Below are 25215 nucleotides of genomic sequence, written 5' to 3'. Positions count from 1 at the left end.
CTAAAACCCGAGCTATGGCATTGTTCACGCTTCGTTCGGGCTTAGCGTACGATTTCGAACTGCTCTTGTTCTGACCCCTTCAAGCTTGCCCGCCACGCCACCGGCCGCATCAATGCCGATTATAAGCCGGGAGAAAACTCCCGGGCCTGCCTTCTTCTCGATCCAGGTTTTGCGGCGGCGTTCTCCGATGCGCTTGGGCGCATTCGACAGATAGAGTTCCGGTTCGTCGCCGAGCCTGATCCAACCCGGCAATGCCTTCTCGAGGTATATGTGTCGGTAGTTTGTGGCTCGCCTTATAACGACTTTAATACGACCTGATCGGGCGGTGACCAATCAAACTCAGACCGGTCGTGCCGTCACGACGTCCGGGCAATCAATTCTCGGCCAAGTTTCTCGATGATGTAGACAAAGTCGAGTACGCCAGCCGGCTTGATGATGAGCCTTTGCCCCGGTGTGTAGGTGCTGTCGCCGCTGCGTGAAACATAGTCGGCATCCACCATGCCCTGCTGATGAGCTAGCAAGTGTCTTTGCTGGAAATATCGTACCGCACTGCTCATCTCAGCGGCACTGAGCAGTTGATCGTATCGCACACCGATCGCGTTTCCCCAGAGTTCGGAACTAGCGTCGAGGTTTTGGAAGGCGTTGCGGCGGGCCTTGGGCCATTCCGGTCTGTCATATAGTTGCTCGCAAAGGCGCTGGAACGACATCACCGTGTCCTGCATGCCCTTTTCGAGCAAGCTGCGGGAGATGGTCTCCGCCTGGTCCGCATCCAGCGTCCCGCGCAGCGTGTCGCCGATCTGTGCCGCGGCTCGGATCGTCTTCAAGGTCTGGTCCGCAGAATTTTCGCCACAGCTTGGGCAGAAAAACGCGGCACCAATGTAAGAATATCGGCACTGGCATTTCTCACATTTGGTCTTCAGCCGCATGGGGGCAGCTGCCGACACGGGCAACAGCGCGACCTCATGCCCGCCCTTCACCTTGAGCGTGATACTCAAAAACGAATTCCGTGCCTGGTGCCGATTGGATGCCGCCGCATCGGCGCGCATCGCGCGATTGATGCCAGCTTTGGCTGAATTCAGGGCATATTGGCGCGCACCCGCCAACTGCTCGGTCGTGTACCAGCTGTTTGATGGCGCACAGTGCCGGCACGACGGACAGAACACTTTCTCGTCGCGAACGATATCTTTCCAGTCCTGCCCATAGATCTTGAACTGGAAAAGGCAATTGTTGTCCGGGCATTCCTTGTCGAAATAACCTTCGGCATCGCCCTTCAACGGAACCGATATCGACTGACGGGCGGCAAGCCGCCGCATTTCCTTCTCCAGGTTCCTGAACATTGGCTCGCGCCCCTTGTCTTGTTGAACTGTCAATTAAAATGATCATTCGCACCAATGGATATGGCCTCATCGATCTCGTCGAGCTTCGCCTTCAATGCTGGTAGCGAGGCGCTCTGCCTGAGCTCCGCTAGCCTCTGCAGCACCGCTTCCCGATCCATGAAAAGTTCAATTGTCGAGCTCCGAAGATGCCGGTAGACCCGGTCCGAAACCGTCATTCCCCGCAATTCGAGCAAAAGCGTCACAAGGTTGCTGTCGTCCGCTATGAAATCAGCCACCCAGGCTCGAGGCTCGTCGATCCCCGCCATGTCGCGCCAGCCGTAAAGAATATCGGCGAGGTCGGGAAGGTCCTGAAGTGAGTTGTCGGCGGCGGCCGCAGCCAGTCGCTCCTGCAGGATCTGCCTGCATGTGTTGAGCTCATCCGCCGTCAGATGACGGTCTTCGACGCGCTTCGCCCGATCACCGACGACACCGTGGTCGAATAACTCCTGTCTGAAGAGACTGGCCACGAGCCAACTCAAGGATGGGCTTTGTGCGAAAATCGTTTGAAGAAGTTCGTTTCTTGCCTGAGGATCTTTCTCGCGGAGGATATCCAGAACATCGCCCGCCAAGGTTTCGGCTTTATCGGCGAGCGTGCGGGAGTGGAAGCGGATCTGACTTTTCTCTTTGACCGCAATGTCCATGACGCCGGTGACAGCCGTTGCCAGGCCGGTAAGCTGGGCAACGGACAGCGTACGAAGTTCGGAAAGTGAAAAGCGATCGATAATATGCTCTAGCCAGCTTTGGCCCAAAGGGCGCGGGGCGCGAATATATTCGATGAGCTTTGCCTTAAGCCCCGGGATGTCGGAACCAGCCAGTGATTTCAACTTATTGATTTTGTCATCGGGCAACACGGTTCTTGGCCCGGTCAGTGCGAAGTAGAAGCGGTAGTGGACAGGGCTGCCGAGTCTTTTGCCGGCGAGATAGTTCGCGATCTGGCTGCTGTGCTCTGTCTGAAACACCCGTTCCTGCGGGTTGTCATCGTCTTGCAGCCCGGGAATAAACTCCGCAACGCACCAGATGGATCGCGTCGAACTCGTCGACGCCGATGGAAGCAATGCCTTGAGCGATGTTCCCATACCCACCCGGTCATCTTCGCTTACGTGCGCATCACCGGAAAAAATCACTGACCGGATGGAGAGATAGTTCTCCAGCCAGCGGTAAAGCGGTGGGTTCAAAATCTTGAGCAAGCTGATGCGGCAGAGATCCGGAAAATACAGATCGTCGGCCATGCTCCGGTAGGCGAATTTGATGGCGTTGAGAACAAGCTTGACCTCTCGCGGGGTTTTGAGGCTGGCGCCTTCCCGATCGATCGCGTGACCGATCTCGTTTTGCTCGGCCACGCCGGGATCTTTCCCATTGATTTCGCGATAGACGGCAAGCGCCTTGCTTCGAAGCGAGAGCCGCAGATCGAAGGGCTCAGGTAGCGGGATGCTAAAGGTGAGCTGCACCACCTTTTGCAGGAACAGGTCGCCGTCCTTCACATGCAGGCCACGTTCCAATGCGTGGGAAAGCACGGACCTGTCGTAACACATGACATAGGCCACTTTCGGGAAATCGGCCACTGACCGGACCATGCGAATGACCTCGACCGCCTGTTGCGGCTCCAGGCGATCAAGGTCGTCGATAAGGACCAGAAACCGGACATCGAGCGAGGCAAGCTTGTCGGATATGAGCTTCTTCACCTCCGCATCGGTTGGTGTTCGACCCAGCTTGTCCAGATAGTCGGCTCCCGCCCCCAACCCGGTCCCGACAATGGCAGCAGTTGGATAGATCAGGCCCGCAAGATTTGCGACCGGTGCAAGCGCACGTCCCGTGCGGGCACCGTATTTCCGAAAGACATCCGTGTAGCTCGCCGCTTCCTTTTTCTTGCGGGACCAGAAGCCAGGCGGGTTGGATTTTTCCTCCTCCCTATCGAGGATGTCGGCCATGGCACCAGTGAGCGTCTCGATCAGACTGATATTGTCGCCGGTCAGCCAAGGAGCGAGCGTGATGACATGCAGCCGATCGACCTTCTGTGCGGTGAGCTGCTTCTTGAGGAAATTAAGCAAGCTTGTCTTGCCCGATCCCCAGGGACCCTCGATGCCGATGACCATGCCATCGCTCTTGGCCGCGTCAATCAGCGATGGTGCAAGCTTTTTCGCAATATCATCGAAGCCGTATTCATCGGCAGAAACGTCGTCGAGCGCTCGATCGGTCTCTGATGCCAGTAAGGTTTCGTCACCGGCCATGTATCAGGCTCTTCAAAAAATACGATGCAGTTGAGTGAACGGGGGAGCTTTGCATCACGAGGACCGACGATCCGGTCGCTATATTGGATTTATGGCCGATGCTACTCTCCATCACCGAGATGAAAAAAATGATTCCTGAGCTCGCAGTTCCGTGCAATGCTCGCGACCCGAAAGCGTAAGTAGTCCGGCGCATCTTCGCGAACAGTGATCTTCGGATCCGGTGAGCTGTAACCGCGCCTATCGGAAAAGAAGCGATTCATATTCCCCCGTTGATGCAGTGCCAACCATTCGATGTTAGCACAGATTGCATTCCAGAAAGCAACCGAATCTGCATACTCTTCGAGGGGATGGAGTCGAGGCACACCATGGGAAATGTTACTGTTGATCCACTTACACTTGCTGCGCCTGTACTTAGGCCTGAGATTGCCGAGATCCTGGATTTCGAGAGTGGCGAGTTCCTTGACGCTGCCGGCTATATAGCTGGAAAGCGTTACGATCGGCTTGTTGCCGAGCGTGTAGACATTCGTGAGGGCTTGGCCAATAATCCGCGTTTCGGTTGCGCCCTTTGCTCAACCCCGGTTTATCTTGTCGCTTCTGGAAGGAAGCGCTTTTTCTTCCGCCATCGGCGCGAAGATGGTTCCTGCCCTTCCATAACGCGGTCAGAGCTTTCGCGTGCTGAGATCCAAGCGCTGAAATATGACGGCCAGCGTGAGAGCCTCGCTCATCTCCGCATCAAAGAACGAATCGTGCGAAGCCCTTTCTTGCGATCCCTCGAATGGCGAGATCGTATCGGAACGGCAGTGGAGGTCTGCCAGGGATCCGGCGAGCCGGCGCCAACCCGATGCGCAAGCCATGACGGTGTTTGGCCGTGTCGCGTTCGAGGCGCAATTGTTGACCACCTTTCTCGATGTCGTTGCAGGTCGAAGAGCATTCTATCGGGATGAGGGCGCATTGTTGGTCTGGATCATGGCTGGCTTTGATCCTGACTATCGTCGCATGACCACCGATGATCTTTTATTCTCGAACAATTCGAACATCTTGGTCGTAGACGAGGAAACAACGGCGCGCTCGGAGGAAAACGGGACCTTTCATGTGCTAGTTCACTACCGTGTGCCTGAACTCTCAAAGGGCTTACTTGTCGACCATTGGAAATCAACGATCTACCCGTTCCAAGACCTCAAAGTTAATCGGCAAGCGCAAACGGCTTGGGCGTTCGACTACCAAGGGCAGTCCGAGCAGCTACTCAGAGAGGAAATGGCGGCTAGTTCGCGAGCGGATGACAATTTGAGGGAACGGCTATTCGCGTTCTGGAAGTAGCGAAATCAACAAACACCAGATCCAGTTTCTCGCGAAGCAGTCTGGCAAGGACTGATGAGGGACATTTCTGCCCGCGGCGTCACTCCACCGACCAACGACCGATACGATCGCGCCATCACGGGTCTCGTGAATGGAATACTAAGTGCCAAGGAAGTGAATGCTGTTGGGAATTTGGACAAATGCAGTCGTCATGCGAAGGTTGCGTTCATTTTTTACCTCTGTAGAAACCACTGGTGTGGAGTCGCTGCTTTCTCATAAAACTTTTATGTTCGATGGGCCCTAGATATTCACCAATGCGCCTCCCTTTAGAGTTGTGGATTGGCATGTTTAACGGGCGGCACGCATTGTAAATTTGCAGCGATTAGACCAATCTCAATTTCTAAACCTACGCGTCGATGGCCGGGACAGTTCCTGCAATGAACGCTCCGCAACAACAGGACGACCATGGCTAGGCCCTATGCAAATGAGATGGAGTGCTTAAAAGATACTTTCGATTGGGCGAAAACGGTCGGAATCAGCAATTTGGCAGCTGCCGTGCGATTGGCGGCAACGCTTCCGTTGCAGGCTATCGGATCCGGTGGCTCCCTTACAGCTGCGCATGCCCTGTCATACCTTCACCAGCATCTGGCAGGACGACTTGCAACAGTCTCGACCCCTCTTGAGGCAGTGAGCGAACCGCTTGGCGGGCTCTCGCACTGGTTGATCAGCGCCGGCGGACGAAATGTCGACATCATCGCGGCGGCCAAGACTCTGCTTCTTCGCGAGCCGAGGCAGGTTACTGCGATTTGCGGACGGCTCGACAGCCCGCTCGCTGAGGTTTGCCGGACTCATGCCTATTCCGACCTGCTAGTGTTTCCGCCGCCGGCCGGCAAGGACGGCTTCCTGGCAACTAACTCGCTGCTCGGATTTGTCGCTCTCTTGACCCGCGCTTATACCCTGGAATTTGCCGACGGTGAACTTTGGGATCACTGCGCCGATGTCGTCGATGGCCTCCTTTCGTCAAAAGCGGCTACCGTAAGCGCGTGGCAGGAGGAAACCGCTGGACTGTGGTCCCGTGACACCACGCTCGTCATACATGGACCCACCACAAAAGTCGGTGCGATCGACCTGGAATCGAAGTTCACGGAAGCGGCGCTAGGCAATCTCCAAATTGCCGACTATCGCAATTTTGCACATGGCAGGCATCACTGGCTTGCCAAGCGCGGTGACACGAGTGGAATTCTTGCAATTGTTTCTGATGACGATCGCGACCTTGCTGATCGCACGTTGGAGCTCATACCCGATAATATCCCAATCGCAAGAATTGACGTACCGGGCCGGCCGGCTGCCGCCATGCTGTCGTCGCTTGTAGCAGCGTTGCGGATCACCCAATGGGTTGGTGTCGCCAGAGGTATTGATCCCGGTCGGCCGGGTGTTCCAGATTTTGGCCGAAGGCTTTACAATCTGCCATTTCCCCGACCACGAAGAAAAGCAACGCCTGTCAAGCTCAGCGCACGGGAACACGCAGCCATCAGCCGTAAAGCCGGGAAGCCTGTTTCAAGCATGAACTCCGAGGAGCTGCAATCATGGAAGACTGCATGCGCCGCCTTTCGCGCAAACCTTGAGGGTAAAGATTTCTCCGCAGTTTGCTTCGATTACGACGGAACTCTGGTTGACACTCGTCACAGATTTCAACTTCCGACCGACCGGGTCAAGGAAGCCATGGTTCGTCTTCTAGACGCCGGAGGCCGAATTGCCATCGCCACCGGCCGTGGGGTTTCGGTCGGCCGCGATCTCCGTGATACGCTGCCGGAACGATACTGGAGCGGGGTGCTCGTTGGCTACTACAATGGAGCGGAACTCGCGACCCTTGCGGAAACCAGCGCTCCTGATAGGACGGCGGCGTGTTGCACCGAACTCGCGCCGCTAGCTTTCGCGCTGAGACAGCACCCGGAACTCGTCCAGTGGGCCAAACAAACTGATCGCCCATTTCAGATTACGCTTGAAACGGAAGGCGCCGTGCCGGAGGGCCGGCTGTGGGACGTCGCCCATCAGATCATCGGTGGCACTGGCGCCAGAGGGGTTAAGGTAACACGTTCGAGCCATTCGATCGATATCGTTGCGGCCTCAGTCTCGAAGCTCAATGTCGTGGAACGGTTGAGGCGAGAAATTGGCGGAAGCATTCTTGCTATTGGTGATCGTGGTCGGTGGCCAGGGAATGATCACGAGCTTCTGGATAGCGTTGACAGCTTGAGTGTCGATGAAACGAGCGTCGATCCTGCACGATGCTGGAACCTCGCGAGCGGCGGGCAGCGCGGCGTGGAAGCAACGCTCGAATATCTCGGGCTGCTGGTTCCGCAAGACCGGCAACTGAGGCTGAAGTCTGGAGCGTTTTCATGAATGAAGATCTCGGGCTGAAAATCCTTAGCGAAATCATGGCGTGGGACGACGAGCAGGCGAGGCGGGAGTTTGCTTGGCTCCGGCTGATGTCGAGGCTCAAGTATGATGGTTATCGCGATTTTCAGGCTGGAATGCGTTTCATCGAAAGTCTTGCGACCTGGCTGCAGCAGTTTGACAAGACGGAGCGGCCGACAGCCTACGCTTTTGTCCGGAATGCACTTGTTTATGTCGGACCGAATGAACTGAACCGGTTAGTCGAACAGTTTTATCCGGTTGCCGTTCGCGAGCAAATTGTCAGTATGGTGGCTCGAGAAAGGTCCATTGCGCGTTATCAGGTCTTGGCCGATGACAATGCAAGGGCGGCGGTCGAACGGCTGCGGAAACAAACCTTGTTCATGGGGCTGAGCGATGGAGCCCACATCGACGGGATCCGTCACTCGACAGTCGGACGTCTCACCAACGAGCAGTTTGTTCTTGCAACCCAACTGGACAAACAAAAATGGGAGGACCTCGTCACGGACCTCGGGAAGCGAGTCGGAGATACGACCGCACAGTTCCGCCTCGTGTATCTCATTGATGACTTCGTCGGGACGGGAACCTCTTTCCATCGTTGGAATGCCGATAAGGCGAAATGGTCGGGAAAGCTGCAACGCTTCAAAGAGTCGCTTGAAAACGCGGTGGGGCAGATCGGAAAGCATGTCTGCACACCAGACTGGGTTTTATGCATCCATCACTACATCGCTACCGATGCTGGGGCGCAGGCCATGGAAGAACGTGTCAGGGATGCCGAAACGCATCTTCAGTCCGATGGATGGGCTAAGGAAATCCGGTTTACTTACGGATCTAAACTGCCGGCTGACCTGCCGATCGACAAAGTAGACGAGTTTGGCGACTTCATCGCCTTGACGAACAAATATTATGATCCGTCAATTGAGACGGACCATACGGCCGTGGGCGGCGTCCCCCATATTGGACTTGGCTATGGCGGTTGCGCACTACCGGTCGTCCTTGATCACAACACCCCCAATAATTCGGTGGCGCTCCTGTGGGCCGAAACCGAAGGCAAAGAGCGGGACGGAAACGAAGTAGCCGCTATGCGGCCGTTGTTCCGGCGCCGTCAGAGACATTCATAAGCTATGGTCAATCCGTTTGAAAAACGTGCCACCGAGTACCTTCGCGACGATGAAGCCTTCTTGGCAGTCGTGACGCCCGAACCGTTGGCCACCTTCTTCCAAAAGCATGCGGAGCAAGGAAAGCTTTACGATCGCCTCACGACAATCGTTGGCACTCCCGGCAGTGGCAAAACAACGCTCGCGCGGCTGTTCCAATATTCGACCTTGCGAACTCTTTTACGCAATGGAGGGCAAGAGCTTTATGACGACCTCATCGACACGTTGGCGACGTGCGGGGCGATCCATGAGGGCATCCCGGCGGTGATTGGCGGGCGCGTTCCTCTTGAAGCGGAGTACCGCGAATTTTGGGAATTTCCGTATCCACCGGAACTGAGGAGCGCGCTGATGATTGCGCTCTTGCAAGCCCGCACCGTGCTTGCATGGCTGCGCAATGTTCAAACGTCGGGCGTACCTCTCGCTAATGTCGAGATCGTAGCACGGCCTGATACCGACGCTGCCCTCACTGCGATTGGAGGCGTCAGTGGTCAGGGTTTGCTCACGCGAGCGCGGGAGATAGAGCTAGCGATCTACAACATATCGGCCGCACTGGTACCTCCCGATTTGAGCGCAATTGACAATGATGGAGCGGCCGCCGCTTATCGTCCGTTCGATGTCATTGAAGCCTTTAAGGTGAAGGATGGAGATCGTATTCTGACCTTGAAGCCACTCGCCATTTTTGACGATGCCCACAGTCTTCACCCTGCTCAGTTTTCTTCTTTCCATCGTTGGCTAAGTCGCCGCGAAATGCGGGTTTCGCGTTGGGTGCTGACCAGGCTCGATGCATTGTCGCCTTCCGACGTCCTTTTGGAAGAGAGTGAGGATCCGCAGTCCGACGACCCTGGCCTCAAACGATCCCGTGAAACGACAACGATTTGGATGCAAAGTGGCGGTGACCGCGCCAATCAGCGCAGAGCGTTTCGGAAAATGGCCAAGGGGATGGCCAATCGCTACCTTGCCCAGATGGAGATCTTTCGTCGAAAAGGTTTGAAGGATCTTGGAAACTTGCTCGCGGTCCAAGTGGAGCACATCGGCCAATCCAAACAGGAAAAGCTCATCGATCAAGTGGACGCTTTACAACGGCGCTACAACATCACAGCCGACAGGCGCAGCCTGCTGGAAGAGGAAATCGCGGCCGCTTTGGCCAACAGCGGCGAAGATAGCGTGGAAATGCGGCTAGCGATGCTAGCGATCCTCATCCATCGCTATGTCAACCGAGTGCCACAGCATGGCCTGTTTGAAGACCAAGGGCAGGACGCGGAACCGTCAAAGCCGCTGCTCGCCGATGACAAGGTCCTAGAGGGCGCTAAGGTTCACCTCATGCACCGTCAGGATCGACCCTACTTCTACGGGATGGATCTTCTTTGCGACGCTGGCTCGGAAAACGCAGAGCAATTCCTTCAACTTGCAGCGCGGCTAGTGGCGCAGTCTGAAACTCAGGTTATCCGCTCTAAGTCTCCGAGCCTATCGGCTGCAAAACAGCATAGCCTCTTGCGGGAGCGGGCAACGGAGATGATGCGCGAGTGGGATTTTCCCCATCATCAGCAGGTCCGTAAGCTGTGTGATGGCATCGCTGCGGCTTGCATCAAAAAAAGCCTCGAGGGAAATGCTCCGCTTGGCGGCGGGGCGAACGCATTCGGGATCCTGCAAGAGGATTTTTTTGGGATACCCCGAACTAATCCTGAGCTCGCACGCATCTTAAAGTTTGGCATCGCCTACAATGCATTTGTCCTGGTTCCGAATCACGGCACCAAGAAGAAGATCTGGGTATTGATTGAGCTAGGGGGGGCACCTCTCCTGCACCATCGTCTTACCTTCAAGCGAGGCGGCTTTCTAGAACGTCGAACCAGCGACCTTGTACGGATCTTGGGGGAGGGCTCGAAGTGATTCATCAATGGCGATGGGATCCCTGCATTTCTCACAATGGAGCCGACGTAAGCACGTTCATCCGCGAGTATTTCCAAGGACAGGATCGCAACGTGCTCTTGATTGCTGGGGCCGGATTTGATCCTCGCGCCAAAGTGATTGCCGAACAAATCGCTGCGACTGGGGTGCGGCGGCGAGCTATCTTTATGCGGGAAAATAGACCCAATCCATCCCCTCCGCTTGTTACTCGTGCATCTGGGAACATCGAAGGCCTGACGGCAGCATTTCCTGATCACGAGATTGCTGAGATCCAGATATTTGAAATTGACCTGGCCGTAGTGGGCGGGCGCAACGCGGCCAAGGTCGTGGCGCGTCAAAACTTTGATGGAGTAACAGATGTCGTCGTTGATGTAAGCGCACTGTCCGTCGGGACAAGTTTCCCCATCATCCGGCTGTTCGTAGAGCAGATCGCCAAGGGGCTAGCGCCGGCAAACCTCCATCTTTTCGTCGCTCACGACCCCGCCCTAGACGCGGCAATTACGCCGATAGCAGGCGATACACCGGGCTATGTCCACGGTTTCGTCGGGGGCGCCACACTCGACAGAAACGGCAGCGCAGCTAAGCTTTGGCTACCGCAACTAGCATCCGGACGCCGCGGGGCCTTGGGAAAGCTTCATGAGTTTGTAATACCACATGACACCTGCCCTATCCTGCCTTTTCCTGCGCGTGACCCCCGAATGGGCGACCGCCTCGTGGAAGAGTTTCTCACCGAGCTTGAAAGTGCTTGGTCGGTGGATGCGCGCGACATTGTTTATGCTGATGAGACTGACCCTCTGGACCTCTACCGGACAATTCTTCGGTTGAACGACCTTCGCCGCCCGGTGTTCTCGGAGGTGGGCGGATCCGTCACAGTGCTGTCGCCCCTTGGGAGCAAGGTTATGGCGCTTGGCGCATTGATGGCTGCACTCGAGAGGGATTTACCCATCGCTTACCTTGAGGCGTTAGGGTATGATATGAAACCGAGCATCGGGGCGGTCGCCGCGCCGCCCCATTTCGTCCATATCTGGTTGGAGGGGGACGTTTACCCAAAGCCCCGACCACCATTGCATCATGAAAGGACGAACGCCCGATGAAGTCGATCGTCAACCCACCCAGAATTTTCGGCACCGGTCTTGTGGCATTGGACCTTGTCATGGGTGCTGATCCGACCACACCCGTGCAATCATGGGCTGGTGGGACTTGCGGCAATGTCATGGCGATTATGGCCTATCTTGGCTGGAATGCCTACCCGATTGCCCGGATGAACGGTGACCCTGCTTCGGAGCGCGCGCGCTCCGACTTTGATACATGGAATGTCCATCTCGACTTTGCAAACTGCGCGCCGACCGGCCATACCCCGATCATCATCCAACAGATAAGGCGGGGCCGCGACGGACAGCCAACGCATCGGTTCTTGTGGACGTGCCCCCATTGTGGTCAGCGATTGCCGGGCTATAAGCCTGTCACGCAAGCTGCCGTTGATACAATCGTTCCGAACCTCGCTGGCTCGTCCGTGTTTTTCTTTGATCGCGTTTCGCGGGCGGCGTTGACATTGGCCAAAGAGGCCTCGATTCGTGGCGCGCTCGTGGTCTTCGAACCGTCGGGTAAGAACGATGATCGCCTTTTTGCTGAGGCGATGGCGCTCGCCCATGTCGTGAAGTATGCCGACCAACGTTTGGCCGACGTAGGAGCATCGATCACCAGCGACCGGGCACCCCTCGTTGAGATTCAGACGTTAGGGGCGGAGGGCCTGCGATATCGTGAGCGTCTGTCGGGCTCACCAGCAGGGTGGATCAATGTACCGGCCTGTCAGGCGCCGGCACTTGTCGATAGTTGCGGTTCGGGAGACTGGTGTACCGGAGGATTTTTAGCAAAAACTGCTTTTGGTGGCCTGTCTGGATTTCGTCAAATTGGTCCAGCCGTGCTTCGCGAGTCACTGCGCTATGGCCAAGCTCTTGCGGCGTGGAACTGCGGTTTTGAGGGAGCGAGAGGGGGGATGTATCAGATTTCCTCCAAAGATTTCGAGCGACATATTCGAGCGATTCTCGAGGGCCGATCAGCATTTATCCCTGTCGATGTCACCGTCGCATCTGGTCCTGTTGTAGCATGCCCCGCTTGCCCCGTAAGCGGGTCCAGCGCGAAAAACGTCAACACGAAATCCGCCGCATAAGCTGCAGACTTTCACTTGAATAGGCCAGATTTAGCGTCACGGCCACGAACTGCAGATCGTGGATTAGCTTCCACCTTGGTTTCAAACTCACGGATCTCCTTGGCGAGTTCAGAGGCCTTCTGGCCATGCTGTGTCGGCGCCGAATACTCCGAATATTTTGTCCGAACCGCGTCGCGAACTGCTGCGCTTGAGCCGGAATGACCAGCAGTGTTCATCGGACGTGACAGCATTCTAACGGCCATGTAACAACTCCTTTTCTACCGTTTCAAGAAACTTGAACTCTTTCAATATAAGGTCTTCCAACGTATCCAGCAATACCTGTTGCGCGGCCTCATCGGAGGCAAGGTCCTGGTCACTATCGAGAGTGACAACTACCCGTGTCTCGTCATCAATAGCGAGCGGAACACACAGAACCCAGCTCAAGTCTTTCCATATCAACTTTCGTAGCCATCTATCTTGCGGCGCAGAGAGGCTCTGGTCCCAGACGCCCTTGTCGCTCTTGGAGACGTAGAGAGTTTGATTTTCGTTCCACGCCCGACCGATAAGTGAACGGTCGATCGGCAAAGAGATTCTTTCGTCAGATATTTCGTCATAGCCAGAACTGAATTCCAACCGCGTGGTTCGAAACCGTGGGCTTATCGGAATCGCGATAGCTATCCGTGTCTTAAATTGGCTGTTTGGTACGCCAGCCGCGAGATAGGCCGCCCCGATCAACTCATGGCAGCGTTGAGATACGCTTTCACACGTGTCGTTGATCAGTTGGGGGAGCTCGATCATCCGCTTGATCAGGCTAGAATCGCAATATTGCGCGGTCTCGCGTACGATATCCGCGGCCCTTGTGCGCCCGATATCGAAGTCGAGCAAACCGATGTTGACCGTCAGCCGCTCTGGCGTCAAGCGGTCCACGCCGCGCTTATTCAACATGCCTGATCCGAAAATTATAGTCCGCAGTGCGGAGCCGATCGACCAGGTCTCAGGGGAGGGCGTTTCAGAGGCTGTTACTCCGATCTCGATTGCTGCGGTCAGCGCGTCCCTGTCCGTCGATCTCTCATCATCAAACGTCCAAGCTGGGAGGTTCGAAACCAGACCGCCATCCATAAACCAGCTACCATCGACAAACCTCGGCCGAAAAACACCGGGAATTGCAATGGAAGCGCAAACAGCTTCGGAAACCGGTACGTTTGGTGTTGTCTCCGCTGAAAAGACTGTCGTTTCCTGAGATGAGATGTTCGCCGCGACGATTTTCAATGGGGGCCGACCGGCTGATGCAAGCGTTTCAAATGTCACCGGCGGGCCGTGACGTGAACCATGGATTTTGATTGCCAGCAGTTGGTCCAGACTCAACCTGACAGGGTCAAGGCGGACAACGCCCCGCACGAATGTGTACCCGCATACAGAAGCGATCGTCAGGCCGATGATCAATAAGCCGAGAGCGAGTTGAGGGTAAAGAAAATAGCCAACGAGAACAACACCAATGACGCTAAGCGCGATAAACCAAAAGATCCACTTTTCCTTCAGCAAATAGCGGATAAGGCAGATCTTCCACCATTCGTGCTTCCCAAATAACTTTGCAGGAGTTCGTGCCGGCTTGACGGTGGACCGAATATCGGCATTTCTAGCCTCCATGTCGAGCAAATCAAGGATCGTGCTGCCATCGACGTCCGAGAACAGCTCATCTGCCGAATATCCGCTGCATGCCAAAGCGGCAACAATGGCACCCGCAGATGTGCCGGCAAAACCCACGATGTCGAGACCGTTTTTCGATATGGATCTATAGGCACCAAGATGTCCAAGTCCACGAGCCCCAGCTCCTTCGAATATGCAATAAACTCGTTGGCTTTCCAAAATCTAGCTCAATTCCAATCAAAGGGGTATAACTGCGTGTTGAGCGGACTAAAGGTGGTCTGCGTCATGTCTGAACAACCGGCGCCGTGTAACAGGCAAAAATAGATATTTCGGATCCATTGACCATAGACACTGCAGGAAGTTTAGGGAAGCGTGGCGTGAACTGATCACTTGTTTGGTAGAGACGTACCGCCCCCACGCCGCTGCTGGCTCCCCTAAGCTACGCAAGCACAGATGGTCCGGTGATCGAAACTCAAAGAAAAAACATCGAACTTCCAAAAGCTTATAAGTTGGAAACCGCTGCAAACGGCGGGCCTCCAGTTCGATTCCTTTCAAGGCGGAGGCAAGATAGCTGATTGGCATTGAGTCGATCTGGATTTGGAAACTGCGTTCAGCGGCGTCTCCGTGGTAGGTGCTCGAAGTCGTCAATCACTTGGCTCACATTGAGCCGTGAACGGCTTAGATTTTCGCAGCAATCGAGGTGATGTGCATGCGTTGCATGTTTTGTTCCAGTCGTGGAGATATTCGAGAATTTTCTCACGGCCGCATTCTTTTGGAAAATTCTGCCTGTCGGTCCGCAATTAGTTGATATTAGTTATAGATTATATCAATTATTCGGGGCGTACCATGACGAACGACTTTACCTCCGGCCTCAACCGCCGCAATCTTCTCAAACTCACAACGGTCGCTGGTGTTGCAGCGGGTGTGGGAATGTCACTGAAAACTGGTGCTCTTGCAGAAGATGGCCTGTCTTTGAAAGGCAAGCGCATCGGCATCAGCGCGACTGGCACCGATCACTTTTTTGACCTGCAGGCCTACAACGCCCAGATCGATGAGGTCAAAAAGCTGGGTGGCGAGCCGATCGCGGTCGACGCCGGACGCAATGACGGCAAGCTTGTGTCGCAGTTGCAAACGCTGATTGCGCAAAAGCCTGATGCGATCGTGCAGCTGCTGGGCACGTTGAGCGTGATCGACCCCTGGCTAAAACGAGCGCGAGACGCAGGCATTCCCGTGTTTACCATCGATGTCGGTTCGACGAATTCGCTGAACAATTCGACCTCCGATAACTGGGGCATTGGCAAGGATCTGGCGCTGCAACTCGTGTCCGACATCGGTGGCGAAGGCAATATTGTCGTCTTCAACGGTTTTTACGGCGTCACGCCCTGCGCGATCCGCTACGACCAACTCGTCAACGTCACCAAGTATTTCCCCAAGATCAAGATCCTGCAGCCGGAACTGCGCGACGTCATACCCAACACGGTACAGGACGCGTTTACGCAGATCACCGCCATCTTGAACAAGTACCCGGAAAAGGGCTCCATCAAGGCCATCTGGTCTGCCTGGGACATTCCTCAGCTGGGTGCGACGCAGGCGCTGACGGCCGCCGGTCGGACGGAGATCAAGACCTACGGTGTGGATGGCAGCCCCGAAGTTCTTCAGCTGGTTGCCGATCCCAACTCGCCAGCCGCAGCCGACGTTGCCCAGCAACCGGCGGAACTCGGCAGGATCGCGATCCGCAATGTGGCGCGTCATCTTTCCGGACAAACGGTTGCGCGTGAGACCTATGTCCCGGCTCTGCTTGCCAACAAGGCGAATGTTGCCGAGGTGACGAAGAAACTCGGCATCGGTTAACGGTAGCGGCACGCGATTTTCGGAGAGATTTGTCATGGCTTTTGCCCTTGATACGGACAATGAAGCGGTGGTGCCTGACGCTGCGATCATCCGTTTTAAAAATATCAGCAAGGCCTTCGGCGGTGCTCGAGCGCTCGATCACGCCTCGCTCAGCGTAAAACCGGGCACAGTGCACGGGCTGGTCGGGCAAAACGGTGCGGGCAAGTCCACGCTCATCAAGCTGCTTGCCGGGCTCTACTCCGTCGACAGCGGTGTGATCGAGATCGATGGCAAGATCTATGACAGGCTCACTCCGCATCTGGTGGAAAGCCTCGGCATCCATTTCATCCACCAGGATCGGCTCTTAGTGCCCACTTTTACCGTTGGCGAGGCGCTCTTTCTCGGTCGGGAACCGCGGATTTCTGGCACGCCGTTTCTGGACCGCGGATTGATGCGGCGGCGGGCCGCGGAGATACTGGAACGCTATTTTGGCGTGAGATTACCGACCTCCGCTTTGATCTCGGAACTGACCGCGGCTGAAAAACAGATCGTTCAGATCACGCGCGCGCTGCTGGATAACCCCAAGGTTCTGGTGTTCGACGAGCCGACGGCAGCGCTGGTGCGACGGGAGGCTGAGCTTCTCTTCGGCCTCATTCGCAGGCTTCGCGCCGATGGGATCACCGTCATCTACATCTCCCATTATCTTGGCGAGATCGTCGACATCTGCGACACGGTTACTGTGTTGCGCAACGGTCGCGATGTGGCGACATTGCCGGTTTCTGAGACGTCTGCTTCTCACATCGGCACACTCATGGTCAACCGGACGATCGATGAGCTGTACCCCAAGGCAGACGTGCGGCTGGGAGAAACGCTCCTCGATGTCGAAGCGCTGGAGCTTACGGGCAAGTACCGCGATGTCAGCTTCCGTTTAAGGCGCGGCGAGGTTATCGGGTTAACTGGTTTGGTTGGATCGGGCGCGAAAGAACTGATCCGCTCTCTGTTTGGAATTGAAAGGCCGTCTGCCGGATCAATCGAGGTGCTCGGAGAAAGTGTGTCTCTGCCATCGCCTGCAAAAGCCGCCACACACAGGCTTGCCCTCGTGCCGGAAGATCGCAGGCGTGATGGCGTTGCGCTTGATATGACGGTTAGCGAAAACATGACGCTTGCCAGTTTGGGGCGTTTTTCGGGTCTGGGCTTTTTAGACAGACGCAAAGAGAAAAAGCATGCCGATGATCTCATAGCGCGTTTGCACATCAAGGCCGATGGCGCCGATGCGCTGGTCCGGACGCTTTCGGGCGGCAACCAGCAGAAGGTTGCGCTGGCAAAGTGGCTTAGTCGTCAATCGGAAATCTATCTGCTCGACGAGCCATCGGTGGGCGTCGATATCGCCGCCAAAGTCGAGATCTACACTCTGATCAGTGAATTGGTAGGGCGCGGCGCGGGTGTCATTGTCCTGTCTTCAGATATCGAGGAACTGCTCGGCATCACGGATCGGATTCTGGTGTTCTATCGGGGCCGCATCACTCGCGAATTCCCGTCATCGCATACAAGCCAGCAGCAAGTGCTGGCTGAGGTAACGGGCGCTTGGGAGGGGCATGACCATGGTCGCTGATACATCCTATCCGGCAACTGTAGTGTTCAATGATCCGGGTGCCGTCGATCCGGCTAGAATTGGTCTGTCGAAGCGTTTCGAAATTCTGTTTCTGCGAGGTGGTGCGCTGGCTGTTTTCGGACTTGTGTTCGGGTATTTCTCCTTGGCAACACCATTCTTTTTGTCTGTCGGGAATCTCGGCAATATTCTATCACAATCGGCCATTGCGGGTGTGCTTGCCATCGGGCTGACCGTGGTCTTGATCGCGGGGGGATCGAATGTCGTCAAAGGCGGTATCGATCTGTCGCTTGCTGCTAATATGGGACTGAGTGCTGCCGTCTATGCCACGCTGTTGCAGTCCGGGCATGGCGATGGTGTCGCCGCTGCTGGCGCTTTGGGCGTGGGGCTGCTGATCGGCGCGGTCAATGCTTTCGCGGTGACGGTGGCCGGAATAGCGCCTCTGCTTGCAACACTGGCTGTGATGAATATCGTTGCCGGTCTGGAACTCGTGCTCACCCAGAACACGGTCATATCGGCGTCCTCGGATGTCCTTTCCGTCTTTTCCGGTTATGGTCCTTTCGATATTCCGATTTTGGCCTACGTGCTTGTGATCGTAACCATATTTGCAGCGGTAATCGTCCAGTACACACCAGTTGGTTTGCGGCTTTATGCGGTAGGGGAGTTTCCTGAAGCGGCACGGGCGTCCGGCCTGCGAGTCAAGCGCTTCATCGCTGGGTCGTTTCTGGCCAGTGGCTTTTGCGGCGGTGTGGCTGGTATTCTTTCGATATCGTATTTGAGCGGAAGCACGACCGGTGCCGGGGAAATGCTATTGCCTGTGGTCGTCATAGCGCTATTGGGTTCGGTATTTTCCCGCAGGCTCGTGCCGTCAATCACCGGTACGTTTCTGTCGGCGATTTTCATCGGATGCCTCATCAACGGCTTTCAGTTGCTCAACATTTCCAGCACATTGGTCAATGGTATCCAAGGGGTCCTGATCCTGCTGGTGGTCTCTGCCACAACCATTCTGCGCAGGGAGAACCGCTAAGATGACATTTCAATCCACATCTGTTCCAAAGACGGAAACCCAGGCGCGAGGCCAATCTTCCCTCATCACGCGATACGCATTGCCGATCATTCTCTTGGCCGTGTTCACGCTGTTTTCCTATGGAGCATCAGGGTTTCTGACATCGGCCAATTTGACGAGCTTGCTTGTCAACAATTTCACGCTGCTGGCCATAACGGCAATTGCGATGACATTCGTGGTTGCTTCTGGTGGTATCGACCTTTCGGTTGGCACATCCATCGATTTCGCCAGCTTCTTTTTCGTCTCTCTCGTCCTTGCCGGACAGCCTGTCTGGGTTGCCGCCTTGGCCGGGCTTCTGGGTGGCGGGCTAGTCGGCGTGTTCAATGCCATTCTCATCTCTGGAATTGGTATTTCGCCGTTTCTGGCAACGCTCGGCACGCTGTTTGTGGGGCGCAGTATGCAGCAGCTTCTGACCAATGGCGGAAACCCGGTCTATCTGCCGCCTGCGACGATCCCGGAGGCATTTAAGACCCTCGGTCATGGCAATATTCTAGGTATTCCTGTTCCGCTTGTCATAGCCTTTGTCGTTATCGTGTCGGCATGGGCGGTGCTGTCGCGAAGCCGGTTCGGCAGGGTCGTGATCGCCTCTGGTATTCAGGCGAGTGTGGTGCGCTATTCGGGAATACGCTGGTCGCTGCAGATCGCCACCACCTACATCGTCGCAGCCCTGATCGCTGCACTGGCGGGGTTAATCGTTACCTCGACGGTCACCGTCTATATTCCTTCATCCGGCAACGCTTTCCTGCTCGATGCAATCGGTGCGACATTCATCGGCACGACGCTTAATCCCCATGGCCGACCAAACGTGGCTGGCACCGTGCTGGGTGTGCTGTTGCTGAGCATCGTTGCCAACGGTCTCTTGTTGTCAGGCCTTAATTTCTACTGGCAACAGGTGGCCACCGGTGTGCTGATTTTTCTTGTGCTGGTGGCCGGTGCGGCCAATCGCAGAGCTTTGGAGCGTCACTAGGCTTCCACGTATTCACAAAAACGCGCCACCGCTCTTCAAGGCGGTGGCGCTGTGCTTTTCAGGATCTTAGCAATCTATTGAATGCCTATTTCCACACAATTTCAACAGCTTCCGTGACGACGTCACGGGTTCGATCCCTTTCAAGAGCAGAAACGTCATAGCGAACGCGGTTAATAAGCATAGACGGGCCGGCAAACGCATTTCTAGCGGGCCGGCCGCTTGATCGAAAGATGATAGCCTAGAATTCGATGACAATCTTGCCAAACGGACCGTCGTTCAGATGATTGAACGCTTCCCTGGCCTCGTCGAAGCGGTAGCGTCGATCGATGACAGGCTTCAGCTTGACCCTATCAACGGCGCGAACGAAATCTTCCAGTGCCCGACGATGGCCGACCGAGATACCCTGGACGGTCGGCGATTTTAGCAGCAAGGGCGCGACCGGGCCGGATATTTCAAAGCCCTCGAACACACCGATTACCGAAATCCGCCCATTGACGGCAATGGCCTGCAATGACTTCCCGAACGCCGGCCCACCTGCAAGTTCGAGAATATGATCGATGCCGGCATCGTCAGTAAGTTCGTAAACACGCTCTACCCAGTCGTCGCGGCCAAGAACATGGTCGGCGCCAAGCGCCCGTACACGCTCCTGCTTCTCCGGGCTGCCGGAGGTGATAAATACCTCGGCGCCATGAGCCTTGGCGATCTGTAAGCCGAACAGTGAAACGCCACCGGTTCCCTGCACGAGCACTCGGTCGCCAGCCTTCAGGTTACCTCTTTCGATCAGCGCGAACCAAGCCGTCAGGCCGGCGCAGGGCAGGGTGCTAGCTTCTGCTGTATCAAGCGTCAACGGCGCGTGGACGAACCATTCCTCCGAAAAGCAGACATACTCAGACAGCACGCCTGGATAAAAGCCGCCCAGTGTCTTGTAAGGAATGTTGCGGGCGTCACCCAGCCCCTTGCCCTCGATGCGGCCCGGTGAAAACGTCGAGATCACCCGATCACCCGGCCGGAAGCGCGTGACATCAGGTCCGACAGCTTCGACAATCCCGGCCATGTCGGAGACCGGAACAAAGGGAAATTTCAAATCGAGCCCCATGCCGGTTTCCATGACCATCTTGTCTCGATAGTTGAGAGACACTGCCTCAGTTTTCACGAGCACATTATACCCGGCCGGATCGCTGATATCCGTCGTGCTGATCTGCAAATTCTTCGGGCCAAAGCCATCGATCGTCCATTGTCTTGTTTTCGGCATTTCAATTCTCCTTGGAAAATACGAAAGCAGTTTATCGTTGAAATGAAGTCGCGTGTGGCGATATAAAATCCGATAATTGTTTCTGAGAAGGATACAAATGGCGCGTTTGGAGGGCATTTCTGTTTTTGTCGAGGTAGTCGAGGCAAACGGGTTTTCCGCCGCGGCAGCACGACTGAACTTGACCCGTTCTGCCGTTGCGAAGACAATCTCGCGGCTAGAAGAGCGTTTGAGCGTGCGCCTCTTCCATCGAACGACCCGCAGCCTCGGCCTCACCGAACAGGGCAATCTTTTCTACGAGCGCTGCGTGAAGGCGCTTGACGAAATCAGGCTTGGCGAGGCCCTTTTGGAAACTGGCCGAACGGACGTGCGCGGAAAGTTGCGTGTCACTATGCCGGTGCTATACGGACGCCAATGTGTCGCGCCGATCCTGCTCCGCCTGCTTGACGATCATCCCGACCTTGAACTCGAGCTATCCTTCAGCGATCGGATCGTTGATCTCGTTGATGACGGTTTCGATCTTGCGATCCGTAATGGTCCTGTGAAAGACAGTGCCTCACTGATGACGCGGACGTTGACGCACAAACATATGATCGTCTGCGCTTCGCCGAGCTATCTTGAAAAACACGGAACGCCGAAAGCCGTTGATGAGATCGAGCAGCACTATGGGCTGGTCTATAATCGGGCCGACTATGACCGGACATGGATATTTCCGACGAAAGACCATCCGTTCCGCCAGATCAAACCGCAATGCCGTTTGCGCCTTGATGATCTCGACGTGATTGCGCAAGCGGCAATCGACGGCCGGGGTCTCGCCTGGTTGCCGTCCTGGCTGATCGGCGACAAGCTCGCCCGCGGTGAGTTGATCGCCATTTTGACAGATGTCGCCTCGATCACCTTTGACATAAATGCCGTGTGGTTGAAGTCTCCTATCATGCTCCCAAAGGTCCGCTTGGCAATCCAGCACCTTGCGCAGAAGCTGGCTTAAGCAGGCCTTCAAGTTTAAAGTTTTCATGATCTTGGTTAAGTCTCCAGATCGCGTCACGAGATAGGGGCAGCCATGTTTCGCACTGCAGATCTGTGCTGGATCAGACGCTTAAGTAATGTGTTTCGGCGAATCATTTGACCCCGCCATAGGTGCCGAAAGATGACCCCAGCTGGGGCAGCAAAAAATTAATGCACATCAGCATCTTACTTCGTAGCATCTGGGTTCACTCTTCCGCGCCGAAAGGGTGAACCTTTGGAGCCGGATCACAGGCATTGGTATCGCAGTCGATCGGAAGCATCGGCGAGTAGTTCGGCCGCGGCGGCATAGGGCATGAGCGAGGCCCAGCGCGTTTCGAGTTAAAGACGCTCGGGTGCGACATGATAGGGAATGAGTTGTCGCACTGTCGCCAGCCCTTTGTCACCCTTCCTGTTTGTCAGGGCATATCATGGACTTCTGAGCCGACTGGAGCAACGCCATGGAACTCCCAAAGGTCACGGGCGTCTCATCTGGCATGGGTGTGGTGCTCGTTGCGGCTGGTGACGGTCGTTTCTTGCGAGCTGGTTTCAAAAATGCTGGCCTCGGCGATAATCATCGCTTACCCATACCGCATTCACCCCAGCTCTGGCCCCGGCCACACAATTCCTCGTGCTCTCCCTACCGCTACGTCGGACCGGCCGGCAGTTGCGAGATCGTGCAAATCGGGTCCTCAAAGTCGCGTTCGGTCCCTTTGCGGGGATGGACCCAAGAACCTCAAAGGCTTGATCGCCACCTCAAGGTATTGCTGTCAAGCAGCATGCTAAAGTTACCAGTTCCGCGTGTCTGGCTACGGTCTCCGAAGAAACAGCCCATTATGGCATCACGTTTACCTAATGATTAATCATGCTTCAATAATTATAGTTCTAAATAGAAATATGCGAAAATAACTGCTCTGGCAGCGCTCATGATGACCATGAGTTTGAATCGCGCATATTTTTCCACTCGGTGACAACACAACGTTTCTCTTGCTTCATGGCAAAAGGAGGGCAGCTCTTTTGCCAGATTGTCGACCGCCAGCTAAATGTAAAGTTCGGAACGAATATGGTTTCTTGGAAAATACGTACAAAACTCATGGTAGCGTTCGCACTGTTGCTTCTCATGGTACTTGCCTCGGCCGCTTTCAACTGGATGCAGTTGGGTATTGCCGATGACGCCACATCTGATGCGCTTAAGCGTGCTCGGGTTTTGCGCGGCACTGACAGGTTGATGTCTGCTATGATTGACAGGGAAACCGGTCTTCGTGGCTATCTCGTTTCGGGCAACGAAGACTTTTTGGCACCCTATCGATCCGGCGAAGCCAATCTGGCCAAGACTGAAGCAGCCCTTCGCGCTGAATGGGTAACGAGCCCTGACCAGACTGCGCGGCTCGACGCGTTTCTTGCGAACGCTGCCAAATGGCAGCGTGAGGTTGCCGAGGTCGAAATAAGGCTGATGCAGCAACCTGCTACGCGAGGACAGGCAGCTGATCTCGAAGCCAGTGGCGTTGGTAAAGCAACCATGGATGCCATGAGATCAAAAGCCGCTGAAATGAGCGGTGTCGCACAGGATCGTCTCGATACGGCTGTGGAGACACAAGACGCTGCAGTTGCCACATCCTACACGACGCTTGCTATCTCGTCGGTTGCGAGCCTTGTGCTAGCAATGGTCGCCGGAGCACTGCTGGTCTTGTCGATAGCCAAGCCGATCCGGGCAATGACCGCGTTCATGGGACGCTTGGCAGGAGGGGACACCTCAGGCGAAGTACCGGGACGTGGCCGCGGCGACGAAATTGGAGACATGTCTGGGGCCGTTGAAGTTTTCCGCCAGGCTGCGATAACCAACCGGGAGTTGGAAGCGGAAGCGGAGGCAAGCCGTGCGCGGGCTGAAGCAGATCGCCTGCGACTGACTGCAGAGGCAGAAGCCGCCGCGCAGGCACGTTTGGCCCAGGCCACAGCCGGGCTGGCAACAGGCCTGAAGCGCCTCGCTGCAGGAGACCTGACCTTCAAGCTGAACGAACCGTTTGCCGCCGATTTTGAAGCCTTGCGTCACGATCTCAATGGCGCAGTCGAGCAACTTGGAGAAACGTTACGCGCAGTTCAAAGCGCTACGAGTTTGATCGACAGCGGCTCGCAAGAAATCAGCCGAGGTGCCGACGATCTCTCCAGGCGCACCGAGCAGCAGGCGGCTTCGCTTGAAGAGACGGCTGCCGCCCTCGATCAGATCACTGTCAATGTCGCCAACTCCTCCAAGCGCGCCGACGAGGCTCGCAAAGTGGCTGTTCTCGCGAATGAAAGCGCTGCTGAGTCGGGTCGGGTTGTCGCCAATGCGGTCGAAGCCATGCAGAAGATCGAGGCATCCTCCAATCAGGTCTCCAACATTATCGGCGTTATTGATGAGATCGCGTTCCAGACGAACCTGTTGGCTCTCAATGCGGGGGTAGAGGCTGCACGTGCCGGTGACGCTGGCAAGGGCTTCGCAGTCGTCGCACAGGAAGTGCGCGAACTGGCCCAGCGCTCGGCGCAGGCAGCCAGGGAGATCAAGGAGCTGATCCGCAACTCCTCGCTCGAAGTTCAAAGCGGCGTCAAGCTTGTCAGCGACACCGGCGAAGCCTTGAAGACGATCGAAGGCTATATCGTCACCGTTAACCAGCACATGGACTCGATCGCGACATCGGCCAGGGAACAGTCGGTGGGCTTGGCTGAGGTCAACACGGCGGTCAACCAGATGGACCAGGTGACGCAGCAGAATGCGGCGATGGTCGAGGAGACCAGTGCGGCCGGAGCCACACTCGCGAATGAGAGCGGCAGACTACGCGAACTGATCGCGCAGTTCCAGCTTGGCGGCGCGCTTCGGCAGACGGCTTCCGTCATGGCGGTTGGTGCTGGGCATCGCCCGGTGCAGTCGCCCGTTAGAAAGCTGGTCGGCAAGGTATCGAGGGCGTTCTCCGGCAACACTAGCGTCAAGGAAAACTGGGAAGACTTTTGATAACGGGCTCCTTGGGATGGCATGATGGCCCCGCCCAGTTTGGCGCGGGGCCATCATCACTCAGCCCTTTGAAACACTATGAGTCATCCCAAAGCCCTGATCGGTGAATGGGAGCTATATCGACAACTCGTTGACGCGGTCCGCGCGCCGCTACGGATGGTGAATTTTATGGCAGCTATACTTAATTTTCCCAAGCAGCGTGCACGCGGTGCTGTATTGCGAAACCATATCGAGACATTACAAAACGCGAAACCGGACACGCCTGACCCTGTTACCGAGAGCATTATCGCTCTCATGGAACAGATCCAGCGCGTAAATGCCTCGATTGCAACATAT

At 55.8% G+C, this 25215-nt stretch carries 18 protein-coding genes; 13 read left to right on the top strand and 5 right to left on the bottom strand.

Annotated features, from left to right (window positions below):
• Nucleotides 1-24: 24 nt before the first annotated feature.
• The 3 genes from DSM25558_RS24105 to DSM25558_RS24095 all read right to left on the bottom strand — a co-directional run bounded on the left by DSM25558_RS24105 (nt 25) and on the right by DSM25558_RS24095 (nt 3604).
• On the bottom strand, nt 25-252 hold the full coding sequence (locus DSM25558_RS24105; RefSeq protein ID WP_077107196.1) for a hypothetical protein: 228 nt from the start codon (nt 250-252) through the stop codon (nt 25-27).
• Between the two features lie 104 nt (nt 253-356).
• A complete protein-coding gene (locus DSM25558_RS24100) occupies nt 357-1337 on the bottom strand; it encodes a hypothetical protein (protein ID WP_077107195.1) in 981 nt (326 codons plus the stop codon).
• 29 nt (nt 1338-1366) lie between these two features.
• Nucleotides 1367-3604 carry a KAP family P-loop NTPase fold protein gene (locus tag DSM25558_RS24095; protein ID WP_077107194.1) on the bottom strand — a complete coding sequence of 746 codons (2238 nt, stop codon included), beginning with the start codon at nt 3602-3604 and terminating at the stop codon, nt 1367-1369.
• 696 nt (nt 3605-4300) lie between these two features.
• Between DSM25558_RS24095 and DSM25558_RS24085 the strand changes: the two genes are divergently transcribed.
• The 6 genes from DSM25558_RS24085 (at nt 4301) to DSM25558_RS24060 (ending at nt 12544) form a co-directional block, all read left to right on the top strand.
• Complete coding sequence (locus tag DSM25558_RS24085) at nt 4301-4921, top strand: DUF6035 family protein (protein ID WP_143240235.1); 621 nt, start codon at nt 4301-4303, stop codon at nt 4919-4921.
• A gap of 522 nt (nt 4922-5443) precedes the next feature.
• Nucleotides 5444-7300, top strand: a complete 1857-nt coding sequence (locus DSM25558_RS24080) for an HAD hydrolase family protein (protein WP_244554299.1) — start codon at nt 5444-5446, stop codon at nt 7298-7300.
• Complete coding sequence (locus tag DSM25558_RS24075) at nt 7297-8433, top strand: phosphoribosyltransferase-like protein (protein WP_077107190.1); 1137 nt, start codon at nt 7297-7299, stop codon at nt 8431-8433. The genes DSM25558_RS24080 and DSM25558_RS24075 overlap by 4 nt, the downstream gene beginning before the upstream one ends.
• A 3-nt stretch (nt 8434-8436) precedes the next feature.
• Nucleotides 8437-10356 (top strand): hypothetical protein, encoded by a 1920-nt coding sequence (locus DSM25558_RS24070; protein ID WP_077107189.1) that lies wholly within the window; start codon nt 8437-8439, stop codon nt 10354-10356.
• Nucleotides 10353-11468 (top strand): hypothetical protein, encoded by a 1116-nt coding sequence (locus tag DSM25558_RS24065; protein WP_083716644.1) that lies wholly within the window; start codon nt 10353-10355, stop codon nt 11466-11468. The genes DSM25558_RS24070 and DSM25558_RS24065 overlap by 4 nt, the downstream gene beginning before the upstream one ends.
• A 119-nt stretch (nt 11469-11587) precedes the next feature.
• Complete coding sequence (locus DSM25558_RS24060; RefSeq protein WP_244554298.1) at nt 11588-12544, top strand: PfkB family carbohydrate kinase; 957 nt, start codon at nt 11588-11590, stop codon at nt 12542-12544.
• A gap of 231 nt (nt 12545-12775) precedes the next feature.
• Here the strand turns inward: DSM25558_RS24060 and DSM25558_RS24050 are convergent, their stop codons facing one another.
• Nucleotides 12776-14389, bottom strand: coding sequence for a patatin-like phospholipase family protein (locus DSM25558_RS24050; RefSeq protein ID WP_077107186.1), 1614 nt, complete (start codon nt 14387-14389; stop codon nt 12776-12778).
• A gap of 627 nt (nt 14390-15016) precedes the next feature.
• Here DSM25558_RS24050 and DSM25558_RS24045 point away from each other — a divergent pair.
• From DSM25558_RS24045 to DSM25558_RS24030, 4 genes are read left to right on the top strand one after another with little or no spacing between them, the layout of a single operon-like run.
• The gene (locus DSM25558_RS24045; protein WP_077107185.1) at nt 15017-16021 is read left to right on the top strand and encodes a sugar ABC transporter substrate-binding protein; all 1005 of its coding nucleotides are present in this window, start codon (nt 15017-15019) and stop codon (nt 16019-16021) included.
• Between the two features lie 34 nt (nt 16022-16055).
• Nucleotides 16056-17612, top strand: a complete 1557-nt coding sequence (locus DSM25558_RS24040; RefSeq protein ID WP_077107184.1) for a sugar ABC transporter ATP-binding protein — start codon at nt 16056-16058, stop codon at nt 17610-17612.
• Nucleotides 17602-18636 carry an ABC transporter permease gene (locus tag DSM25558_RS24035; RefSeq protein ID WP_077107211.1) on the top strand — a complete coding sequence of 345 codons (1035 nt, stop codon included), beginning with the start codon at nt 17602-17604 and terminating at the stop codon, nt 18634-18636. The genes DSM25558_RS24040 and DSM25558_RS24035 overlap by 11 nt, the downstream gene beginning before the upstream one ends.
• A gap of 1 nt (nt 18637) precedes the next feature.
• Nucleotides 18638-19642 carry an ABC transporter permease gene (locus DSM25558_RS24030; protein WP_077107183.1) on the top strand — a complete coding sequence of 335 codons (1005 nt, stop codon included), beginning with the start codon at nt 18638-18640 and terminating at the stop codon, nt 19640-19642.
• Between the two features lie 238 nt (nt 19643-19880).
• On the opposite strand, the gene DSM25558_RS24025 is transcribed toward DSM25558_RS24030, so the two are convergent.
• On the bottom strand, nt 19881-20894 hold the full coding sequence (locus DSM25558_RS24025; RefSeq protein WP_077107182.1) for a zinc-dependent alcohol dehydrogenase family protein: 1014 nt from the start codon (nt 20892-20894) through the stop codon (nt 19881-19883).
• Nucleotides 20895-20991: 97 nt separating this feature from the next.
• Here DSM25558_RS24025 and DSM25558_RS24020 point away from each other — a divergent pair, with 97 nt between their 5' ends.
• From DSM25558_RS24020 to DSM25558_RS29130, 3 genes are all read left to right on the top strand, one after another.
• Entirely contained in the window at nt 20992-21879 is an 888-nt protein-coding gene (locus DSM25558_RS24020) for a LysR family transcriptional regulator (RefSeq protein WP_077107181.1), read from the top strand.
• A gap of 1077 nt (nt 21880-22956) precedes the next feature.
• The gene (locus DSM25558_RS24015; protein WP_077107180.1) at nt 22957-24879 is read left to right on the top strand and encodes a methyl-accepting chemotaxis protein; all 1923 of its coding nucleotides are present in this window, start codon (nt 22957-22959) and stop codon (nt 24877-24879) included.
• 78 nt (nt 24880-24957) lie between these two features.
• A partial coding sequence (locus DSM25558_RS29130) for a hypothetical protein (RefSeq protein ID WP_210189140.1) occupies nt 24958-25215 on the top strand: 258 nt, incomplete at its 3' end.

The sequence above is a fragment of the Agrobacterium sp. DSM 25558 genome (genome assembly GCF_900100825.1).
Classification (GTDB): domain Bacteria; phylum Pseudomonadota; class Alphaproteobacteria; order Rhizobiales; family Rhizobiaceae; genus Agrobacterium.
Note: the sequence above shows the minus strand (reverse complement) of the source record. Positions and strands in the feature narration are given on the sequence as shown.